General features: G+C 73.4%; 17 protein-coding genes and 1 pseudogene. 13 read left to right on the forward strand and 5 right to left on the reverse strand.

Features of this window, described 5'->3' with window-relative positions; translation table 11 throughout:
• Nucleotides 1–38: 38 nt before the first annotated feature.
• The 8 genes and pseudogenes from AC0B61_RS21570 to AC0B61_RS21605 all read left to right on the forward strand — a co-directional run.
• Nucleotides 39–383, forward strand: a pseudogene (locus tag AC0B61_RS21570) (acyl-CoA thioesterase); the annotation flags it as partial.
• Nucleotides 380–2,746 (forward strand): oxidoreductase, encoded by a 2,367-nt coding sequence (locus AC0B61_RS21575; protein ID WP_471742327.1) that lies wholly within the window; start codon nucleotides 380–382, stop codon nucleotides 2,744–2,746. The pseudogene AC0B61_RS21570 and the gene AC0B61_RS21575, both read left to right, overlap by 4 nt.
• Before the next feature lie 8 nt (nucleotides 2,747–2,754).
• Nucleotides 2,755–3,726, forward strand: a complete 972-nt coding sequence (locus AC0B61_RS21580) for a carbon-nitrogen hydrolase family protein (protein ID WP_471742328.1) — start codon at nucleotides 2,755–2,757, stop codon at nucleotides 3,724–3,726.
• Nucleotides 3,723–4,844, forward strand: a complete 1,122-nt coding sequence (locus AC0B61_RS21585) for a cupin domain-containing protein (protein ID WP_471742329.1) — start codon at nucleotides 3,723–3,725, stop codon at nucleotides 4,842–4,844. The genes AC0B61_RS21580 and AC0B61_RS21585 overlap by 4 nt, the downstream gene beginning before the upstream one ends.
• A gap of 29 nt (nucleotides 4,845–4,873) precedes the next feature.
• Nucleotides 4,874–5,767 (forward strand): fumarylacetoacetate hydrolase family protein, encoded by an 894-nt coding sequence (locus AC0B61_RS21590; protein WP_471742330.1) that lies wholly within the window; start codon nucleotides 4,874–4,876, stop codon nucleotides 5,765–5,767.
• Between the two features lie 15 nt (nucleotides 5,768–5,782).
• Nucleotides 5,783–6,541: a maleate cis-trans isomerase family protein gene (locus tag AC0B61_RS21595; protein ID WP_471742331.1), complete on the forward strand. Its 759-nt coding sequence runs from the start codon at nucleotides 5,783–5,785 to the stop codon at nucleotides 6,539–6,541.
• 73 nt (nucleotides 6,542–6,614) lie between these two features.
• On the forward strand, nucleotides 6,615–7,457 hold the full coding sequence (locus AC0B61_RS21600) for a PaaX family transcriptional regulator (protein ID WP_471742332.1): 843 nt from the start codon (nucleotides 6,615–6,617) through the stop codon (nucleotides 7,455–7,457).
• A complete protein-coding gene (locus AC0B61_RS21605) occupies nucleotides 7,454–9,073 on the forward strand; it encodes an amidohydrolase (protein WP_471742333.1) in 1,620 nt (539 codons plus the stop codon). Before AC0B61_RS21600 ends, AC0B61_RS21605 begins: the two co-directional genes overlap by 4 nt.
• A gap of 7 nt (nucleotides 9,074–9,080) precedes the next feature.
• Here AC0B61_RS21605 and AC0B61_RS21610 read toward each other — a convergent pair whose 3' ends face one another.
• A complete protein-coding gene (locus tag AC0B61_RS21610) occupies nucleotides 9,081–9,599 on the reverse strand; it encodes a universal stress protein (RefSeq protein ID WP_471742334.1) in 519 nt (172 codons plus the stop codon).
• Nucleotides 9,600–9,812: 213 nt separating this feature from the next.
• On the opposite strand from AC0B61_RS21610, the gene AC0B61_RS21615 reads away from it, so the two are divergent.
• Nucleotides 9,813–10,454: an alpha-ketoglutarate-dependent dioxygenase AlkB gene (locus tag AC0B61_RS21615; RefSeq protein WP_471742335.1), complete on the forward strand. Its 642-nt coding sequence runs from the start codon at nucleotides 9,813–9,815 to the stop codon at nucleotides 10,452–10,454.
• Between the two features lie 43 nt (nucleotides 10,455–10,497).
• Complete coding sequence (locus AC0B61_RS21620) at nucleotides 10,498–11,109, forward strand: DUF7691 family protein (protein WP_471742336.1); 612 nt, start codon at nucleotides 10,498–10,500, stop codon at nucleotides 11,107–11,109.
• A 53-nt stretch (nucleotides 11,110–11,162) separates the two neighbouring features.
• Here the strand turns inward: AC0B61_RS21620 and AC0B61_RS21625 are convergent, their stop codons facing one another.
• From AC0B61_RS21625 to AC0B61_RS21635, 3 genes are all read right to left on the reverse strand, one after another.
• Nucleotides 11,163–12,023: a carbohydrate ABC transporter permease gene (locus AC0B61_RS21625; protein WP_471742337.1), complete on the reverse strand. Its 861-nt coding sequence runs from the start codon at nucleotides 12,021–12,023 to the stop codon at nucleotides 11,163–11,165.
• A complete protein-coding gene (locus AC0B61_RS21630) occupies nucleotides 12,020–13,000 on the reverse strand; it encodes a carbohydrate ABC transporter permease (protein ID WP_471742338.1) in 981 nt (326 codons plus the stop codon). Before AC0B61_RS21630 ends, AC0B61_RS21625 begins: the two co-directional genes overlap by 4 nt.
• A gap of 86 nt (nucleotides 13,001–13,086) precedes the next feature.
• Nucleotides 13,087–14,397 carry an extracellular solute-binding protein gene (locus AC0B61_RS21635; RefSeq protein ID WP_471742339.1) on the reverse strand — a complete coding sequence of 437 codons (1,311 nt, stop codon included), beginning with the start codon at nucleotides 14,395–14,397 and terminating at the stop codon, nucleotides 13,087–13,089.
• Between the two features lie 277 nt (nucleotides 14,398–14,674).
• On the opposite strand from AC0B61_RS21635, the gene AC0B61_RS21640 reads away from it, so the two are divergent.
• Nucleotides 14,675–15,481: an IclR family transcriptional regulator gene (locus AC0B61_RS21640; protein WP_471742340.1), complete on the forward strand. Its 807-nt coding sequence runs from the start codon at nucleotides 14,675–14,677 to the stop codon at nucleotides 15,479–15,481.
• Nucleotides 15,482–15,529: 48 nt separating this feature from the next.
• Here the strand turns inward: AC0B61_RS21640 and AC0B61_RS21645 are convergent, their stop codons facing one another.
• Nucleotides 15,530–16,066 (reverse strand): Lrp/AsnC family transcriptional regulator, encoded by a 537-nt coding sequence (locus tag AC0B61_RS21645; protein ID WP_471742341.1) that lies wholly within the window; start codon nucleotides 16,064–16,066, stop codon nucleotides 15,530–15,532.
• A 45-nt stretch (nucleotides 16,067–16,111) separates the two neighbouring features.
• Here AC0B61_RS21645 and AC0B61_RS21650 point away from each other — a divergent pair, with 45 nt between their 5' ends.
• Both AC0B61_RS21650 and AC0B61_RS21655 read left to right on the forward strand, forming a co-directional pair.
• Nucleotides 16,112–17,074, forward strand: coding sequence for an NAD-dependent epimerase/dehydratase family protein (locus tag AC0B61_RS21650; protein WP_471742342.1), 963 nt, complete (start codon nucleotides 16,112–16,114; stop codon nucleotides 17,072–17,074).
• On the forward strand, nucleotides 17,071–18,132 hold the full coding sequence (locus AC0B61_RS21655; RefSeq protein ID WP_471742343.1) for an aldo/keto reductase: 1,062 nt from the start codon (nucleotides 17,071–17,073) through the stop codon (nucleotides 18,130–18,132). Before AC0B61_RS21650 ends, AC0B61_RS21655 begins: the two co-directional genes overlap by 4 nt.
• Nucleotides 18,133–18,143: the final 11 nt, after the last annotated feature.

The following is an 18,143-nucleotide window of genomic DNA, read 5'->3' on the forward strand; positions in this document are numbered from 1 at the left end:
TCGAGTGGTCGGACACCGACGCGGCCGGGCACTACCACTTCTCCGCCGTGCAGCGCTGGGCCGAGGCGGCGGAGGCGGCACTGCTGCGCCGGCTCGGGCTCGCGGAGCTGTTCGGGCGGATCCCCCGGGTGCACTTCGAGGCGGACTACCGCGAGCGGCTCTGGTTCGGGGACGTGGTCCGCACCGAGCTCCGGGTGGTCCGGGTCGGCGGCTCGTCGCTGCACTACGCCTTCGAGGTGCACGGCCCGCACGGGCTGGCCGCGAGCGGGCGGATGTCGGTGGTGAACGCCGCGCCGCACACCGAGGGCGCCGAGCCGTGGCCCGCGCAGGTGCGCCGCACGCTGACCGAGTCCGGGCCGCAGCAGCCGGAGGTGGTCGCATGACGGGCCCCGGCACCCGGGCGCGCCGGATCGCCGTGATCGGCGCCGGCCCCGGCGGTCTCTACTTCGCCGCCCTGGCCAAGCGGCTGGCCCCCGACCGGGACGTCACCGTCTTCGAACGGGACGGCCGGGAGGACGAGTTCGGCTTCGGCGTGGTCTTCTCCGACGAGACCCTGGACGGCATCGCCCAGGCCGATCCGCGGGTCTTCGCCGCGATCGGCGCCGAGTTCGCCCGCTGGAGCGACATCGACGTCCGGTACGCGGGCCGGGTGCGCACCAGCGGCGGCCACGGCTTCGCCGCCCTGGACCGCAACCGGCTACGCGCCATCCTGCGGCAGCGCTGCGCCGAGCTTGCGGTGGACGTGCGCTACCGCACGCCCGCCCCGCCCGTCGAACGGCTCGCCGCCGAGTACGACCTGGTGGTGGCCGCCGACGGCATCCACTCCGGCACCCGGGCGGCGTACCCGGACACCTTCCGCACCGAGCTGGACGCGCGGCACTGCCGCTACATCTGGCTCGCCACCGACAAGGTCTTCGAGGCCTTCACCTTCATCGTCGAGCAGTTCGACTTCGGCGTGCTGCAGGTGCACGCCTACCCGTACAGCGCCACCCGCTCCACCTTCATCGTCGAGATCGGCGAGGACGCCTGGCGCCGGGCCGGCTTCGAGGCCTTCGCCGCACAGGAGTTGGCGCGCGGGCAGAGCGACGTGGCGAGCGTCCGGCGCTGCGCGGACCTGCTCGCCGGCCACCTGGACGGCCACCGGCTGATCCCCGACGCCTCCCGCTGGATCCGGTTCACCACGGTGCGCAACGCCTGTTGGCGCCACCGCAACGTGGTGCTGCTCGGTGACGCCGCGCACTCCGCGCACTTCTCGATCGGCTCGGGCACCAAGCTGGCGCTGGAGGACGCCCTCGCACTGGCCGCCGCGCTGGGCGAACAGCCGTCCCTGGACGAGGCGTTGGCCGCGTACGAGGCCGAGCGGCGCCCGGTGGTGGAGTCCACCCAGCGCGCCGCGCAGGCCAGCCTGGAGTGGTTCGAGACGGTCGGGCGGCGCACCGGGCAGGGCGTCGACCAGTTCGCCTTCAACCTGCTCACCCGCAGCCGCCGCGTCACCTACGGCAACCTGCGGGCCCGCGACGCCGCCTTCGTGGACGCCGTGGACACCGTCGTCGGCGGCTCGCCCGGCGTGCCGCCGATGTTCCGGCCGCTCAAACTGGGCGCGCTGGAGCTGCGCAACCGCATCGTGGTGCCGCCACTCGCGACCTTCACCTCCCCCGACGCGCTGCCCGGCACCTTCGACCGGGCCCAGCTGACCGCGCACGCGCTCGGCGGCGCGGGCCTGGTCCTCGCCGGGATGACCGCCGTCAGCCCCGAGGGCCGGGCCACCGACCGCTGCCCGGGCCTGTGGACCGACCACCAGGAGCAGGCCTGGCGCGAACTCGTCCGGGCCGTCCGGGCGGTGAGCGACACCCCGCTCGGCATCCAGCTGACCCACGCCGGACGCCGGGGCGCCACCGCCGCCCCCGGACCGGACGGCATCGGCCGCCCGCTCGCCGAGGGCTGGCCGCTGCTCGCCGCCTCGGCGACCCCCTGGGACGCCGGCAGCCCGGTGCCGCGCGAGGCCGCCGAGGCCGACCTGGCCGCCGTCACGGCGGACTTCGCGGCCGCCGCCGGGCGCGCCGCGCGGGCCGGATTCGACGTGCTGGAGCTGCAGTTCGGCCACGGACACCTGGTCTCCTCCTTCCTCTCCCCGCTCACCAACCGCCGCACCGACCGCTACGGCGGCCCGCTCGCCCACCGGCTGCGGCTGCCGCTGGAGGTGCTGACGGCGGTGCGCGCCGCCTGGCCGGCCGGGCGGCCGCTGCTGGTGCGGATCTCGGCGAGCGACTGGGCGCCCGGCGGCACCACCGAGGCCGAGGCCGTGGCGATCTGCCGCGCTCTCGCCGAGGCCGGCGCCGACGCGGTGGACGTCTCCACCGGCGAGGTCGTCGCACACCAGCGGCCGCCGTACGGACGCGGCTACCAGACGCCCCTCGCCGAGCTGGTCCGCACCGCCACCGGCCTGCCGACCGTCGCGGTCGGTGCGATCTCCGGTCCCGACGACGCCAACTCCGTCCTGCTCGCCGGGCGGGCCGACCTGGTCGCGGTCGGCCGGGCCCAGCTGTACGACCCGCTCTGGACGCTGCACGCCGCCGCCGAGCAGGGCTACACCGGGCCTGGCGCCCGCTGGCCCGGGCCCTGGCGGGCGGGCAGCCGCCGACCGCCCGGCCCGGGCGCCGACCGGGTCGCCCCGCGCCTGCACCTGCTGCGCGAACCGCCCGCGCCGGTCCACCGCCGCTGGTTGCCGCCCCTGCCCGAGGAGTGACGAGGACCATGCCCCACCTGCCCCGATTCACCGCCGCCGCCGTGCAGGCCGCTCCCGTTTACCTGGATCCGGCCGCCACCGTCGACAAGGCCGTCGCGCTGATCCAGGAGGCGGCCGCCCACGGCGCCGAACTCGTGGTCTTCCCCGAGGTGTTCGTCCCCGGCTACCCGTACTGGAACTGGACCATGAACCCGGTGCAGGGCTCGCCCTGGTACGAGCGCCTGTACCGCGCCGCCGTGGACGTGCCCGGCCCGTACGTCGACACCCTGCGCGCCGCCGCCCGGCAGGCCGGCGTGGTGCTGGTGATCGGCGTCAACGAGCGCGGCCGGCACAGCCTCGGGGTGCTGTACAACACCCTGCTGATCATCGACGCGGACGGCGAACTGCTCAGCGCGCACCGCAAGTTGGTGCCCACCTGGGCCGAGAAGCTGACCTGGACCCAGGGCGACGGCAGCACCCTGAAGGTGCACCGCACCCCCGTCGGCCCGCTCGGCGCGCTCGCCTGCGGCGAGAACACCAACACCCTGGCCCGCTTCACCCTGCTGGCCCAGGGCGAACTCGTCCACGCCGCCGCCTACATCGCGCTGCCGGTGGCCCCCGAGGACTACGACATGGCGGAGGCGATCGCGCTGCGCGCCGCCGCCCACTGCTTCGAGGGCAAGCTGTTCACGGTGGTCTCCTGCTCCACCATCTCGCCCGAGATCGTGGACCTGATCGCCGGCGAGGACCAGCAGGTCCGCAAGCAGTTCACCCGCCCGCGCAGCGCCCTGTCCGGGATCTTCGGCCCGGACGGCCGCGCCGTCACCGAGCCGCTGGTGGACGAGGAGGGCATCGTCTACGCCGAGATCGACCTCGGCCGCTGCATCCAGCCCAAGCAGATGCACGACATCGTCGGCCACTACAACCGCTTCGACGTGTTCCGGCTGCACGTGGACGACCGCCCGCTGCGGCCCCTGGTGTTCCCCGAGGAGGAGTCATGACCGGTCAGAGCCACCACGACGACGGCCGGATCGGCCGCTCGAGGGTCACCGACAGCCCCGAACTGCTGGCCTACTACGAGGAGTTGGCCAAGCACCAGGCCGGGGCACTGTGGACGGTGGCGAACGAGATCGAGCCCTGGTACCCGCAGCCCAGGTCCGTCCCGGTGCTCTGGCGCTACACGGACCTGCGCCCGCTGGTGCGCAAGGCGCTGCCCCTGGTGAAGGCCGACGACGCCGGCCGCCGGGTGGTGATGCTGGTCAACCCCGGCCGCCGCGAACTGAGCGCCGCCGTCGGCCTGTTGTACACCGGCCTGCAGATCATGGGCCCCGGCGAGGCGATGACCGCGCACCGCCACCAGGCCTCCGCCCTGCGCTTCGTCCACGAGGGCACCGGCGCGTGGACGGTCGTGGACGGGCAGAAGCTCAAGGTCGGCCCGCGCGACTTCGCCATCACGCCGAACAACACCTGGCACGAGCACGGCAACGAGGCCGACGACGCCCCGGTGATCTGGCAGGACGGCCTGGACATCCCGCTGGTCAACACCCTCGACGCCAACTTCTACGAGGTCCACCCGGAGCTGTACCAGCGCCCCGGCCCGGTGGTGAACTCCTCGCTGCTCAGCTACGGCGGCAACCTGCTGCCGTACGGCGTCGAGAAGTGGACCCGGCCGTACTCGCCGCTGCTCGGCTGGCCCTGGGAGCCCAGCTACCACGCGCTGTGCCGACTCGCCCGCGCCGGCGAGGGCTCGCCCTACGACGGCGTGGTCATGGAGTACACCAACCCGGTCACCGGCGGCCCGGTGATGCCGACCATGGCCGCCCACCTGCAACTGCTGCGCCCCGGCCAGGCCACCCGCGCCCACCGGCACACCGGGTCGGTGGTCTACACGGCGGCCAAGGGGCGAGGCGTCTCGGTGGTCGCCGGGCAGCGCTTCACCTGGCAGCAGGGAGACATCTTCGTCGTCCCGTCCTGGGCCTGGCACGAGCACGCGAACCCCCACCAGGGCGAGGACGCCGTCCTGTTCTCCTTCAACGACTTCCCGGTGATGCACGCGCTCGGCCTCCACCGCGAGGAGGCCTACCCGGACCACGACGGGCACCAGCCCGCCGCCACCTGACCGCCCTCTCCAGCCAGGAGCCCACTGCCATGCACCTGTTGACCTACTGCACGGACGGCGACGACACCCCGCACCTCGGCGCGCTGCTCGCCGGGGACCGGGTCGCCGACCTCACCGCCCTGGCGGCCGACGCCGGGGCCGAACTGCCGCCCGACCTCCTCGGGCTGATCCGCGGCGGGGAGTCGGCCCTGGCCACCGCGCGCGACCTGCTCGCCGGGGCACCGGTCACCCGCCCGCTCGCCGAGGTCTCGCTGTGCGCGCCGCTGCGCCCCGGCAAGATCGTCGGTGTCGGCCTCAACTACGTGGAGCACGTGGCCGAGTCGCACCGCACCCTGGACACCGAGCGCGAACTGCCCGACCGGCCGGTGCTGTTCTGCAAGCCGTCCACCGCCGTCACCGGCCCGGGCCGGCCGATCCGGCACAACGCGAACCTCACTAAGCAGCTCGACTGGGAGTGCGAACTCGCCGTGGTGATCGGTGCACCCGCCTTCCAGGTCGCCGAACGGGACGCCCTGCGGCACGTGTTCGGCTACAGCATCGTCAACGACATCAGCGCCCGCGACCAGCGCCGCGCCGGGCAGTGGTTCTTCTCCAAGGGCCAGGACAGCTACGCGCCCTTCGGCCCGGTCGTGGTGACCTCCGACGAGATCCCCGACCCGCAGCGGCTCGACCTGTCGCTGAAGGTCAACGGCGAGCTGCGGCAGGACTCCAACACCCGCCACATGCTGTTCGGCGTCGCCCGGCTGATCGCCGACATCTCCTCCGGCGTCACCCTGGAGCCGGGCGACGTGATCGCCACCGGCTCGCCCTCGGGTGTCGGCGCCGGGATGGTGCCGCCGCAGTTCCTGCAGCCCGGCGACCTGGTCGAGGCCACCATCGAGCGGATCGGCACGCTCGCCAACCCCGTGATCGACGCCCGCTGAGAGGAGCGCCCGCTGATGCCGACGTACCGGATCGGCCAGATCGTCCCGAGCTCCAACGTCACCATGGAGACCGAGGTGCCCGCCTTGCTGCGGGCCCGCGAGGCGGTCGCCCCCGAACGGTTCACCTTCCACTCCAGCCGGATGCGGATGACCAGGGTCACCCCCGAGCAACTGCGGGCCATGGACGGCGAGTCCGACCGCTGCGCCGCCGAGCTCTCGGACGCCCGGGTGGACGTGATCGGCTACGCCTGCCTGGTCGCGGTGATGGCCACCGGCCCCGGCTACCACCGCGAGGCCGAGCGGCGGCTGCACCGGCGCACCGTCGAGAACGGCGCACCCGCCCCCGTGGTCACCAGCGCCGGCGCCCTGGTCGCCGGGCTGCACGCGCTCGGGGCCAGGAAGGTCGTGATGGTCACCCCGTACCTGCGGCCCCTGGCCCGGACGGTGGTCGACTACCTCGCCGAGGAGGGCATCGACGTGCTCGACCACGCCGCCCTGGAGATCGCCGACAACCTCGACGTGGCCGCCCACGACCCGGCCCGGCTGCCCGCCGTCGCCCGCGGCCTCGCGCACGCCGACGCGGACGCCGTGGTGCTCTCCGCGTGCGTGCAGATGCCCTCGCTGTCCGCCGTCGAGGAGGCCGAGCAGCAGCTGGGCAAGCCGGTGGTGTCGGCCGCCGTCTGCACCGCCCACCAGCTGCTCCGCGCCCTCGGCCTGCCCGCCTTCGCGCCCGGGGCTGGGCACCTGCTCTCCGGCGCCTACGCGGAGGCCTGACCCTCCCGGACCACCGCTATGATCACCACCGGTCACCGGGTGGCCACCATTCGCCGGGGAGGAGCGCCCACGCATGTCGGAGAGCACGCCCCGGCCGAGTTCCCTGATCCACACCGTCTACGGCGAGTTCGTCCGCCGCCTCGGCGGCTGGATATCCATCGCGGACCTGATCGCGCTGATGGCCGAACTGGCCGTCGACGGACCGGCCGTCCGCTCGGCGACGTCCCGGCTGAAGAAGGCCGGCACCCTGCTCCAGGAACGCCGTGGGGGCACCGGCTACCGGCTCGCCCCCGCGATGGAGCCGGTCTTCGAGGAGGGCGACCGCCGGATCTTCCACAGCCTGGAACCCGCCGAACTCTCCGACGGCTGGGTGGTGGCGGTCTTCTCGGTGCCCGAGTCCGAGCGCGCCCACCGCCACCAGCTGCGCTCCCGGCTGAGCTGGCTCGGCTTCGGCAACGCCGCCCCCGGCGTCTGGCTCGCGCCCGCCCGGCTGCTGCCGGACGCCCGCCGCCTGCTGGAGCGCCTGGGGCTGAGCGCCTACGTCCACCTGTTCCTCTCCGCCGAGTACGCCGGCTTCGCCGATCTGCGGACGGCGGTGGCGAGTTGGTGGGACCTCCCGGCGATCGAGGCGCAGTACGCGGCCTTCACCGACGCCTGGCGGCCGGCCGCCGAGGAGTTGCGCGGGCAGCCCCGGATCGACCCGGCCGAGGCGTTCCGCGCCTACGTGCCGATGCTCACCCAGTGGCGCCGCCTGCCCTACCTGGACCCGGGCCTGCCCGCGCAGCTGCTGCCCGCCGACTGGAACGCCGTCCCGGCCCGCGCGGTCTTCACCGAGTTGCACGGGCTGCTCGCCGAGCCCAGCCTGCGCCACGTCGGGAAGGTCACCGGGCTGTCCGACCCCCAGGAGCCGCAATGACCGACCACGTCCCCGCCGACCTGCTGATCCGGGCCGCCGCCGTGCACACCCTCGTCCCCGGCGAGCCGCCGCAGCGCGCGATCGCCGTCACCGGCGGCCGGATCACCGCCCTGTCCGCCGACCCGGACGGCCTGGACGCCCTGGTCGGACCGGCCACCGAGGTCGTGGACGCCCCGGCCGCGACCGTGCTGCCCGCCTTCGACGACACCCACACCCACCTGGTGCTGGCCGCGCAGAGCGTCCACGGCGTGCCCGTCCACCGCGCCCGCGACCTCGCCGGGTTCCTCGCCCTGATCCGCGAGCGCGCCGCCCGTACGCCCGCCGGGCAGTGGATCCACACCACGGTCAACTGGCAGGAGGTGCTGCTGGCCGAGCAACGGCTGCCCACCACCGAGGAGTTGGACGGCGCCACCACCGACCACCCCGTCCTGGTGCGCCGCGGCGCGTACAACCTGGTCCTCAACTCGGCCGCGCTGCGCCTCGCCGGGATCACCGAGGCGACCGAGGCGCCGTCCGGCGGCGTGATCGAGCGCGACGAGCGCGGGCGGCTCACCGGCCGGCTGATCAACCGGGCGGTCGAGCTGGTCGAGCGGGTCCTGCCACGCCCCACCCCCGCCGAGCGGATCGACGGCCTGCGCGCCGCCTCCGCCGACTACGCCGCCACCGGGATCGGCACCGTCCGGGACTGCCTCGTCCCGGTCGAGGACCTCGACGTCCTGGCCGCGGCCCGCGCCGAGGGCGCCCTCGCCGTCCGGGTCCGGGCGCTGGTCTCCGGCTTCGCCGCCCGGACGCCCGAGCAGGTGGACGCGCTGCTGGACCGGATGGACGCATGGCGCACCGCCGGCCGGGACGACGACCGACTGCGCCTGTGGGGCGTCAAGTTCGGCATCGACGGCGGCTTCGAGGCCGGCGCGCTGGAGGAGCCGTACCAGGGGCAGCCGTGCTACCACGGCCGGCTGCTCTGGGAGCCCGCCGAACTGCTCGCGGCGGTGGACCGGGTGGTCGGGCGCGGCTGGCGGGTCGGCGTGCACGCCTGGGGCGACCGCGGCCTGCGCGTCCTGCTGGACGTCTTCGAGCAGGTGCTCAAGGGCCGCCCCGGTCTGCCGCCCGGCACCCTGGTGGTCGAGCACGGCGGCCTGGCCCGCCCCGCCCAGCGGGCCCGGGCGATCGCGCTCGGCATCCCCGTGACCGTCCAGCACCCGCTGCTGCACGACGGCGCGCTCGCCCAGCAGCGCGCCTGGGGCGAGGAGCGCACGGCCGCGCTCTTCCCGCTGCGCGCCTGGCTGGACGAGGGCGCGCTGCTCACCGGCGGCTCCGACTTCCCGGTCGGCCCGTACGGCGCGATGGTCTCGGTGTGGGGCATGACGACCCGGGGCACCACCGCCGGGGTGGTCGGCCCGGAGCACGCGATCGAGCGGGCCGAGGCGGTCGCGCTGCACACCGTGAACGCCGCCCGGCTGACCGGCGAGAGCGATGTCCGCGGCAGCCTGCGGCCGGGGGCGTTCGCCGACCTCACGATGTGGCCGCTCGACCCGCTGGCCTGCCCGGCGGACGCGCTGCGCACGCTCCTGCCGACGCGGACGGTGGTCAACGGCCGTACCGTCCACCGCGCCTGACGTCTCGTCAGGCGGAGACCAGCTCCCGCAGGTCGATGCCGCGGTGCAGTGCGCGCAGATCCTCGTGCAGCGCGGACTGCGGGACGACGAGCACGCCGCAGCGCGCCCGGTCGAGGCAGTGCCGGGTGACCGAGCGGCGCATCAGCCGACGCAGCCCGGTGCACCGACCGCCCTGCTCCCCGGCGCTGACCACCAGCAGGTCGTCCGGGCGGTCGGCGAGCCCGGTCAGCACCGCACCGGCCTCGCCGCGCACCACCAGCGGCCGCACCGGCACCCCGACCGGGAGGCCGCCGAACGCCTGCTCCAGGGCGCTCGCCATCCGGGCGTCGGCGAGGTCCTGCCAGGCGCGGAGCAGCGGCGGGCACGGTCGCGCCCGGTAGCCGGTCTCGCCGCCGACCGGCGTCCAGGCGAGCACCGGGACCAGCACGGCCTGCCGGGCCCTGGCCTCCTCCGCCGCCCGATGCAGGGCGGTGAGGCTGTGCAGTGAGCCGCTGACTCCGACGATGACGCGGGCGCCGTCCGACATGATCCTTCGCTTTCCGATACCAGGCTGCTTGAATGTCTGGGATTATGCTGCCACATCCCGCGCATGGCCTACAAATCGAAGGCATTAACTGAATATCGCCTTGCATCAACAGACGTCGCCCGCCACCTGGGCCGTCGACCGACGGGCGCTCCCAGGGCAACCCCGGGGCACAATGTTCGAGCATCTGTTCGAATGAAGGCGTACGCTGGCCTCATGCACGGCATCCTCCCGCTCCAGCCCTCGCTGTTCGACGACGCGGACCGCGACGGCATCCGCCTCGGCCCGCTCGACGGCCTGCGGCGGCAGGTGCTCGGCGACGGCGCCTGGCTGGACGTGCTGCCGGGGTGGCTGCACGGCGCGGACGAACTGTTCGAACAGCTGGCCGCCACCGTGCCCTGGCGGGCCGAACGCCGCGAGATGTACGAGCGGACGGTCGACGTCCCGCGTCTGCTGGCCTCGTACCCGGCGGACGCCGAGCCGCCGCACCCGGTGCTCGGACAGGCCCGGACGGCGCTGAGCCGGCACTACGCGGACGAGCTGGGCGAGCCCTTCCGCACCCTCGGCCTCTGCTACTACCGGGACGGCCGGGACAGCGTGGCCTGGCACGGCGACCGGATCGGGCGCGGCGCCCGTGAGGACACCATGGTGGCGATCCTCTCCGTCGGCGAGCCGCGCACCCTGGCGCTGCGGCCGCGGTTCGGCGGCGGCACGGTCGTCCGCCGCCCGCTCGGCCACGGCGACCTGGTGGTGATGGGCGGCTCCTGCCAGCGCACCTGGGAGCACGCGATCCCCAAGACCGCCCGCCCGGTGGGCCCGCGGATCAGCATCCAGTTCCGGCCGCACGGCGTCGCCTGAAGCCCCCCGGCTGACTGTCGGTCACGGCCGTTAGGGTGCTGCCATGAGTTCCTTCCTGACCGTGTACCTGGTCGATCCCGCAGAGCTGCGTGCCCGTGTCGGCAGCGGGGACGACGGGATGCTCGACGAAGCCCTCGCCCAGCTCGGCGACTCCCTCGACCACTCCGACGAGGAGTTCGCCGACCTGATCGAGGACGGCGCCCCCACCGCCCGGGAGGCGCTGCGCGCGGTGGTGCACGGCGGCCCCTTCAGCGAGGACGAGGACTACGCCGCCCAGTACGGCTACGCGTACCGGCGCCTGTGCTCGGCGTTCGGACTGCCCCTCGACGACCGCTCCTTCGGCCCCTTCCGGGGCAGCTGGCTGGACGTGGTCGACGAGGGCCTGCGGGCCTACGGGGTCACCGCCGTCTCGGTCGCGGGCTTCTCCTACGGTGGCGGTCTGCCCGACGGCCTCCCGCACACGTACGTGCCCTCCTGCGCGGAGTGGTCGCCCGAGCAGTGCCGGCAGGCGCTGCGACAGGTCGAGCAGGCCGAGAGCGAGGGCCGCGCCCCGTCGCCGGAGCGCGAGGTGGCTCGGGCCGTCGAGGAGGTCGTGGAATGGCTCCGCACGGCGGGGCGGTACCCGGGATCCGGTGTCATCGGATTCGTCTCCTGACGACCCGGGGCACCCGGGCCGGCCGTGCCGTTGGTCCTTGACCGTGCCGGCCCTCACTCCTTCACCGCGCCCGCCAGTCCGGACACCAGCTTGCGCTGCACCGCGATGAAGAAGACCAGCACCGGCACGGTCATCAGCGTGGACGCCGCCATGATGCCGCCCCAGTCGTTCTCGTCCGGCTTGAAGAACACCAGCAGCGCTGAGGGCAGCGTCTGGTTCTGGGTGGCGCTGATGATGAAGGTCTTGGCGAAGACGAAGTCGTTCCACGCCGCGATGAAGGAGAACACGCTGGTCGCGGCGAGGCCCGGCGCCACCAGCGGCAGCAGGATCCGCCACAGGATGCGGGTGCGGCTCGCGCCGTCGATCTGCGCGGCCTCCTCGATCGAGACCGGCACGGCGGCGACGAAACCGCGCATCATCCAGATCCCGAACGGCAGCGAGAACGCCAACTGCACCAACACCAGCGAGGCCAGGGTGTTCAGCCCGATGCCCGGGGCGAACTGCCCGGCGTCGCGGAACAGGAAGAACAGCGGGATCGTCAGCGCCTCGACCGGGATCATCTGGGCGATCAGGAACATCACCATGACGGTGGTGCGGAACCTGAACCGGAACCTGGTCACGGCCACCGCCGCCAGGAAGACCACCACCGCCGAGAGCACCACCACCGACAGCGCGACCACCAGGCTGTTCACGAAGTACCGCCCGAAGCCGTCCACGCTGAGCACCCGGCGGAAGCTCTCCACCGTGGGGTGGGCCGTCCACGGCTGCGGGTCCAGGGACTGCACCTCGCCCTTGGGCTTGAAGGCCGAGAGCACCATCCAGAAGATCGGGAAGGCGGTGACCACGGCCACCGCGACCGCACCGGTGTTGGCGGCGAGCCGCCACCGGCCGCGGGTGTTCCGAAGGGAGTTCACAGCTCGTTCCCCGTCCGTCGCAGGGTGCGGATGTACAAGGCCGTCGGGATCACCAGGACCAGCAGCATGATCACGCTGAGCGCGGCGCCCAGCCCGTACTGCGAGGAGGCGAACGCCTTCTGGTACGCGTACACGTTGAGCACCAGGTTCTGGCCGGCGATGCCGCCGCCCTCGGTCATCACGTAGATCTGCGTGAACACCTTGAAGTCCCAGATCACCGACTGGATGACCACGATGGTCAGGATCGGCCGCAGCATCGGGGCGGTGATCCGGCGGAAGGTGTTCCAGGTGCCGGCGCCGTCCAGGGCGGCCGCCTCCAGGACCTCCTCCGGGATGGCCCGGATGCCCGCGTACAGGGTGACCATCACGAACGGGAAGGAGTGCCACACCACGACGGCACCGACGATCAGGAACGCCGTCCACTTGTCGTAGAACCAGTTGAACTCGTGGAAACCGGAGAGCCCCAGCCGCTCCAGGGTGTGGTTGACCAGGCCGAGGTTGGTGTCGAACAGGAAGCTCCACACCGTCGAGCCGGTCATCGCCGGCGCCGCCCAGGCGGCCATCGCCGCGGTGGTCAGCACCAGCCGCGGCCGGCGGCCGACCCTGGTGAGCAGCACCGCGAGGGAGGCGCCGACGACCAGGGTGGCGAGCACGCAGAACGCGGCGAAGCCGATCGTCTGCAGCAGCACCGTCCAGAACTGGGCGTCCGCCAGGATCTTCGCGTAGTTGCCGAAGCCGACGAAGGAGGTCGGGGCGCCGCCGGACGCCTGGGCCTGCCCGAAGTCCAGCACGGACAGCAGTCCGAGCTGGTAGATCGGGTAGGCGACCAGCGGGATCAGGATGACCGCGGCCGGCAGGAGCAGCAGCAGCGGGGGCAGGCGGCGCCGGCCGCCCGGGGGTGCGGCCGGCCCGCTGCCCCGACGACGCCCCGGGGGGGAGGGCGGCGCCGCCGGGGCGGTCGTCGTGGATGCGGACACGTGCGGGACCTGCTCTCTGTCGCGGGTCGGGAGTGCGACGGCCGTCAGTGCACGACCGGCAATGCACGACCGTCAGTGCGCAGCCGTCAGTGCGCGGCGAAGGCCGAGTTGATCTGCGCCGCGGCGTCGCCGGAGGCCTTGGCCACGTCGGTCTTGCCGGTGACGACCTGCTGCAGCATCGTCGGGATCACCGCCTGGGCGTCGATCTGCGCCCACGCCTGGTCGAGTGGGACGAACCTGGTGCCGGCCGCGATGGTGTCGGTGAACGGCTTCAGGAAGGCGTCCTTCGCCCCGACGTCGGCGCTGACGGACTTGAGGGTCGGCAGGTTCCCCATCGCGTCGTACATCCGCTCCTGGTACGCCGGGCTCGCCAGCAGTTCGGCGAACTCTACGGCGAGCGTGCGGTGTTCGGCCGCCTTCAGCACGCCCAGGTTGTTGCCGCCCGCGAAGGCGGGGGCGATCGAGCCGGCCTTCTCGCCGGGCAGCGGCACCACGCCGTACCTGCCCTTGGCCGCGCCCGCGTCCACCTTGCCGCGGTTGGAGTTGAGCAGGATCGCCATCGCCGACTTGCCGGCCGCGAACAGGTCGACGGTCTTGCCGCCGGTGAGGTCCGCGCACTGCTGTGCCGGGCAGCCGTCCGGGCCGAACAGGTCGGTGTAGCGCTTGATCCCGGCCTGTGAGGCGGGCGAGTCGATGGCCGCCTTGAACGCGGCACCGTCCTTGGCGGCGATGTCTCCGCCGCCGTCCCGGACGAACGGCAGCGCGGCGAAGGTGTACTTGCCGCCGACCGCGATGCCGAAGGTGTCCGGGTGCGCGGCGTGGATCTTCCGGTTGGCGGCGACCAGTTCGGCGTACGAGGTCGGCGGGGTGAGCCCGGCCTCGGTGAACAGGTCGGTGCGGTAGTACAGCGCGCGCACGCCGACCCACCACGGCAGTCCGTAGGTCTTGCCGTTCAGCACCGCGGTCCTGGCGATCGCCGGGTCGAGGTCGCCCTTGGACTGCCACGTGTCCAGCTCGGCGCCGATGTCGGCGAGGCCGCCGGCGGCGACGTAGCCGGGCAGGTCGGTGTTGCCGAACTCGACCAGGTCGGGGGCGCTGTTGGGGTCGTTGAACGCGCCCTTCATCTTGGCCGCGCGGGCGGAGGCGTCGGTGTCGATGTACGTGACGTCGACCGTGACGCCCTGGTGGGAGGACTGGAACTCGCTCACGGCCTTGGCGATCACGGCCTCCTTGGCCGTGTTGCCCGCCTCGTTGTACAGCCAGACCCGCAGCGTCCCGGTCCGGGCGTCGCCGGCCCTGCCGCCCGCCGGCGTGGCGGTGCCCGGGGCACAGGCGGTCGCTGCCAGGCAGCCGGTGGCGAGCAGGGCGGCCGCGGCGGTTCGTCCGATGAGTCGCATGGGTGGAGACCTCCCCTCCCGACAGCTGCCGCCGAGACGTGCGCCGTCGGGGGCGGGGCACGTCGAAGCAGGCCCTGACCGGGGCCGGTGGTGGGTGAAGTGGGTGGGGTGCGGGCAGGACGCAGCGCTCGGGTGGGGCGACGTCGCCTGCTCGATGGCAGGGACGTTAGGCGGGGGCCATCGGCGCCAACAAGAGGGAGTTGGCGAAAGTTTTGCACTGCACAACGTTGTATCGAAGATGCGGCACTCGACCCGCGAACGGGTACCTTCTGGACCCATGACGGAGACGGCACCCAGGAAGCCCGCGACCGAACGCAACCAGTCCTCCTCGCTGCGCCGCGCGCTCGCCGTCCTCGGCTACGTCCGCGACCACGCCGACGGACGCGGCGTCCCGCTCGCCCAACTCGCCGAAGCCCTCGACCTCAACAAGAGCACCGTGCTGCGGCTGACCGGACCGCTGCTGGACGAGCACCTGCTCGACCGGGACCGCGAGACCGGCTGGTTCCGGCTCGGCCACGGCGCGTTGCGCCTCGGCCAGTCCTACCTGACCACCCTCGACCTGCGCAGCGTCGCCGCCGAACACCTGCGCCGGCTCCAGCGCGAGGCCGGCGAGACCGTCCACCTGACCGTCTGGCAGGCCCCCGGGATCGTCTACCTGGACAAGGTCGAGGACGAGACCAACGTCCGGATGGCCTCCCGGGTCGGCAGCCGGGCCCCCGCCTACTGCACCGCCACCGGAAAGGCGATCCTCGCCTGGCTGCCCGAGGAGGCCGTCGCCGAGGTCGTCGCGGCCGGGCTGCGCCCGGTCACCGCCTGGACCATCGCGGACGAGACCCGGCTGCGCGCCGACCTCGCCCGGATCCGCGCCCGCGGCTACTCCATCGACGACCGGGAGAACGAGCCCGAGGTCCGCTGCGTCGCCGCGCCGATCTTCGACCACACCGGCGAGGTCACGGCGGCACTGTCCGTGTCCGGGCTCACCTCGCGGATGACGGCCGCCCGGGTGCGCTCCCTCGGGCCGGTCGTGGCCCAGGTCGGGCTGCGGATCTCACGCGAACTCGGCTCCGACCGGCAGCCGTCCTGAGCACCGAACGGGCAGCCGTCCAGGGCCCGGTCCGTCCGATCAGTCCGATCAGTCCGACGGCAGCAGCACCCGCTGCTCCACCGGCGAGGAGAGGATCACCGAGGTCGTCGTCCGGCCGAGCACCGCGATCGCCTCGATCAGCTCCTCCAGGTGCGTGGTGTCCCGGGCCGCGACCTTGAACACCCAGCAGTCCTCGCCGATCACGTGGTGCACCTCCAGCACCTCCGGCCGGTGCAGCAACTCCTGGCCGCGCAGGTACTTCACCGTCATCCGGGCGTGCGGCGAGACCCGGACGAACGCCCGGATGCCGTACCCCAGCCGCTCGGGCGCGACCTGCGCCGCGTAGCCGGTGATCGTGCCGCTCGTCTCCAGCCGACGCACCCGCTCGCCGACCGCGGCCGGGCTGAGGTTCACCCGCCGGCCGAGTTCGCTGAGCGTGATCCGGCCCTCGCACTGGAGCAGTTCCAGCAGCCGCAGATCGACCGTGTCCAGGCTGCCGGAGCCGCTCCGGGAGCCCGCCGAGGAATCGTCGGCCGAACCGCCGGACTGCCGTTGGCCTTTCGGTCGCAGCGCCCGAACTCCCATGATCACCCCTTCATCGAACCGCGCCGCACCATAACACTTGTGCCCATGGAAAACGTGCTCGTCATCGGGGGAAACCGGTACTTCGGACGCCAGTTGGTCACCCGGCTGCGCGACTCGGGGGTACGGGTCAGCGTGCTCAACCGGGGCTCGGTGCCACCGCCGCCGGGCGTCACCCGGCTCGTCGCCGACCGTGCGGACGAGACGGCGCTGACCGCCGCCCTGGCCGGACGGGACTTCGGCGCGGTGATCGACCAGGTCTGCTACACCCCGCGGCAGGCCGAACTCGCCGTCCGCGCCTTCGCCGGGCGGACCGGCCGCTATCTGATGACCTCCACCATCGAGGTCTACGACACCGAGGAGGTCCACGGCACCGAAGATGTCCACGGCACCCAAGATGTCCCCGAGACCGGCGAGCCGCGCCCGGCGGGCCGCCCGCTGGCCGAGTCCGCCATCGACCCGTCGCGGTGGCCGGTGCGACTCGAACTCCCCTGGGATGATGAGGAGTTCGTCGAGGTGTCGTACGGCGAGGGCAAGCGCCAGGCGGAGGCGGTGTTCACCCGCGACGCGTCCTTCCCGTTCGCCTCCGTCCGGCTCGGACACGTCCTGGGCGCCGCCGACTTCAGCGGGCGGCTGGCCCACTACGCCGAACGGATCGAGGCGGGGCAGCCCGTCCTGGTCCACCCGGAGAACCGGCCCTCCTCCTACACCCACGAGGCCGAGGCCGCCGCCTTCCTGGCCTGGGCGGCGGGCGAGGGGTTCACCGGCCCGGTCAACCTCGCCTCGCACGGCGAACTGACCGCCACCGACCTCTGCGAGCTGATCGCGGCCGGCCGCCCGTACCGCATCGCAGCCCCGGCGCCCGGGCAGCAGGCCTCACCGTTCTCCTTCGACCGCTACTACGGCATGGACAACTCCCGGGCGCAGCAGCTCGGCCACCCACTCACGCACACCCGCGACTGGCTGCCCGGCCTGATCGCCGCTTCCCGTGGACAGGAGCTCCCCGCATGACCACCGCACCCACCGGCGCCCCCGGCGCCACCACACCCACCGACACGACCGGCGCCACCGCCCCCACTGGCACCACCGGCCCCACCACCCGCCTCCTCGGAGCCGTCCGGACCAGCCCGATCGGCCTCGGCGCGATGCCGCTCTCCGTCGAGGGCCGCCCGGACGAGGCCCGCGCCGTCGCCACCGTCCACGCCGCCCTGGACGCGGGCATCACCCTGATCGACACCGCCGACTCCTACCACTGGCACGCCGACGAGTACGGCCACAACGAGGAGCTGATCGCCCGGGCCCTCGCCTCCTACGGCCGGGACGCCGACCGCGTCCTGGTCGCCACCAAGGGCGGCCGCGGCCGCCCCGGCGACGGCTCCTGGACCGTCAACGGCGACCCGGCCCACCTCAAGCGCGCCTGCGAGGGCTCGCTGCGCCGCCTCGGCGTCGAGGCGATCGACCTCTACCAGCAGCACCACCCGGACCGGCACGTCCCGTACGCCGACTCGCTCGGTGCGATCCGGGAACTGTACGAGGAGGGCAAGATCCGCGCCGCCGGCATCTCCAACGTCGACGTGGCGCAGGTCCGGCTCGCCCGGGACGTCCTCGGCGAGGCCCTGGTCTCGGTGCAGAACGAGTACTCCCCCGCCGTCCGCACGCACCAGCCCGTGCTGGACCTGTGCACCGAACTCGGCCTGGCCTTCCTGCCCTGGAGCCCCCTCGGCGGCATCGGCCGCTCGGCCGGACTCGGCGGGGCCGGTGCGGAGTTCACCGCGATCGCCGCCGAACGCGGAGTCAGCCCGCAGCGCGTCGCCCTCGCCTGGCTGCTGGCCGCGTCCCCGGTGACCATTCCGATCCCCGGCTCCAGCCGCCCCGAGACGATCCAGGACTCCGCCGCCGCAGTGGAGTTGGTGCTCAGCGGGGAGGAACTGGCCCGCCTCGCGAACGCGGACGGGGCCCGGCACCTTGAAGGCACCGGACCCCGTCCGACAGTAGAGCGCCAGGCCCGGGTTGCACGGACTCTTCCTACTGAAAGTAGGACGTGCTCTGGTAGCACCGCTGACGCCTGACGAGGGCTCGT

The sequence above is a fragment of the Kitasatospora sp. NPDC023385 genome, assembly GCF_055664045.1.

Coding starts and splice junctions, on each gene's coding strand:
- AC0B61_RS21595 (WP_471742331.1), top strand. CDS start 5,783: ATGCCGACGTACCGGATCGGCCAGATCGTCCCGAGCTCCAACGTCACC.
- AC0B61_RS21575 (WP_471742327.1), top strand. CDS start 380: ATGACGGGCCCCGGCACCCGGGCGCGCCGGATCGCCGTGATCGGCGCC.
- AC0B61_RS21610 (WP_471742334.1), bottom strand. CDS start 9,599: ATGTCGGACGGCGCCCGCGTCATCGTCGGAGTCAGCGGCTCACTGCAC.
- AC0B61_RS21620 (WP_471742336.1), top strand. CDS start 10,498: ATGAGTTCCTTCCTGACCGTGTACCTGGTCGATCCCGCAGAGCTGCGT.
- AC0B61_RS21590 (WP_471742330.1), top strand. CDS start 4,874: ATGCACCTGTTGACCTACTGCACGGACGGCGACGACACCCCGCACCTC.
- AC0B61_RS21655 (WP_471742343.1), top strand. CDS start 17,071: ATGACCACCGCACCCACCGGCGCCCCCGGCGCCACCACACCCACCGAC.
- AC0B61_RS21635 (WP_471742339.1), bottom strand. CDS start 14,397: ATGCGACTCATCGGACGAACCGCCGCGGCCGCCCTGCTCGCCACCGGC.
- AC0B61_RS21600 (WP_471742332.1), top strand. CDS start 6,615: ATGTCGGAGAGCACGCCCCGGCCGAGTTCCCTGATCCACACCGTCTAC.
- AC0B61_RS21645 (WP_471742341.1), bottom strand. CDS start 16,066: ATGGGAGTTCGGGCGCTGCGACCGAAAGGCCAACGGCAGTCCGGCGGT.
- AC0B61_RS21615 (WP_471742335.1), top strand. CDS start 9,813: ATGCACGGCATCCTCCCGCTCCAGCCCTCGCTGTTCGACGACGCGGAC.
- AC0B61_RS21585 (WP_471742329.1), top strand. CDS start 3,723: ATGACCGGTCAGAGCCACCACGACGACGGCCGGATCGGCCGCTCGAGG.
- AC0B61_RS21650 (WP_471742342.1), top strand. CDS start 16,112: ATGGAAAACGTGCTCGTCATCGGGGGAAACCGGTACTTCGGACGCCAG.
- AC0B61_RS21605 (WP_471742333.1), top strand. CDS start 7,454: ATGACCGACCACGTCCCCGCCGACCTGCTGATCCGGGCCGCCGCCGTG.
- AC0B61_RS21580 (WP_471742328.1), top strand. CDS start 2,755: ATGCCCCACCTGCCCCGATTCACCGCCGCCGCCGTGCAGGCCGCTCCC.
- AC0B61_RS21640 (WP_471742340.1), top strand. CDS start 14,675: ATGACGGAGACGGCACCCAGGAAGCCCGCGACCGAACGCAACCAGTCC.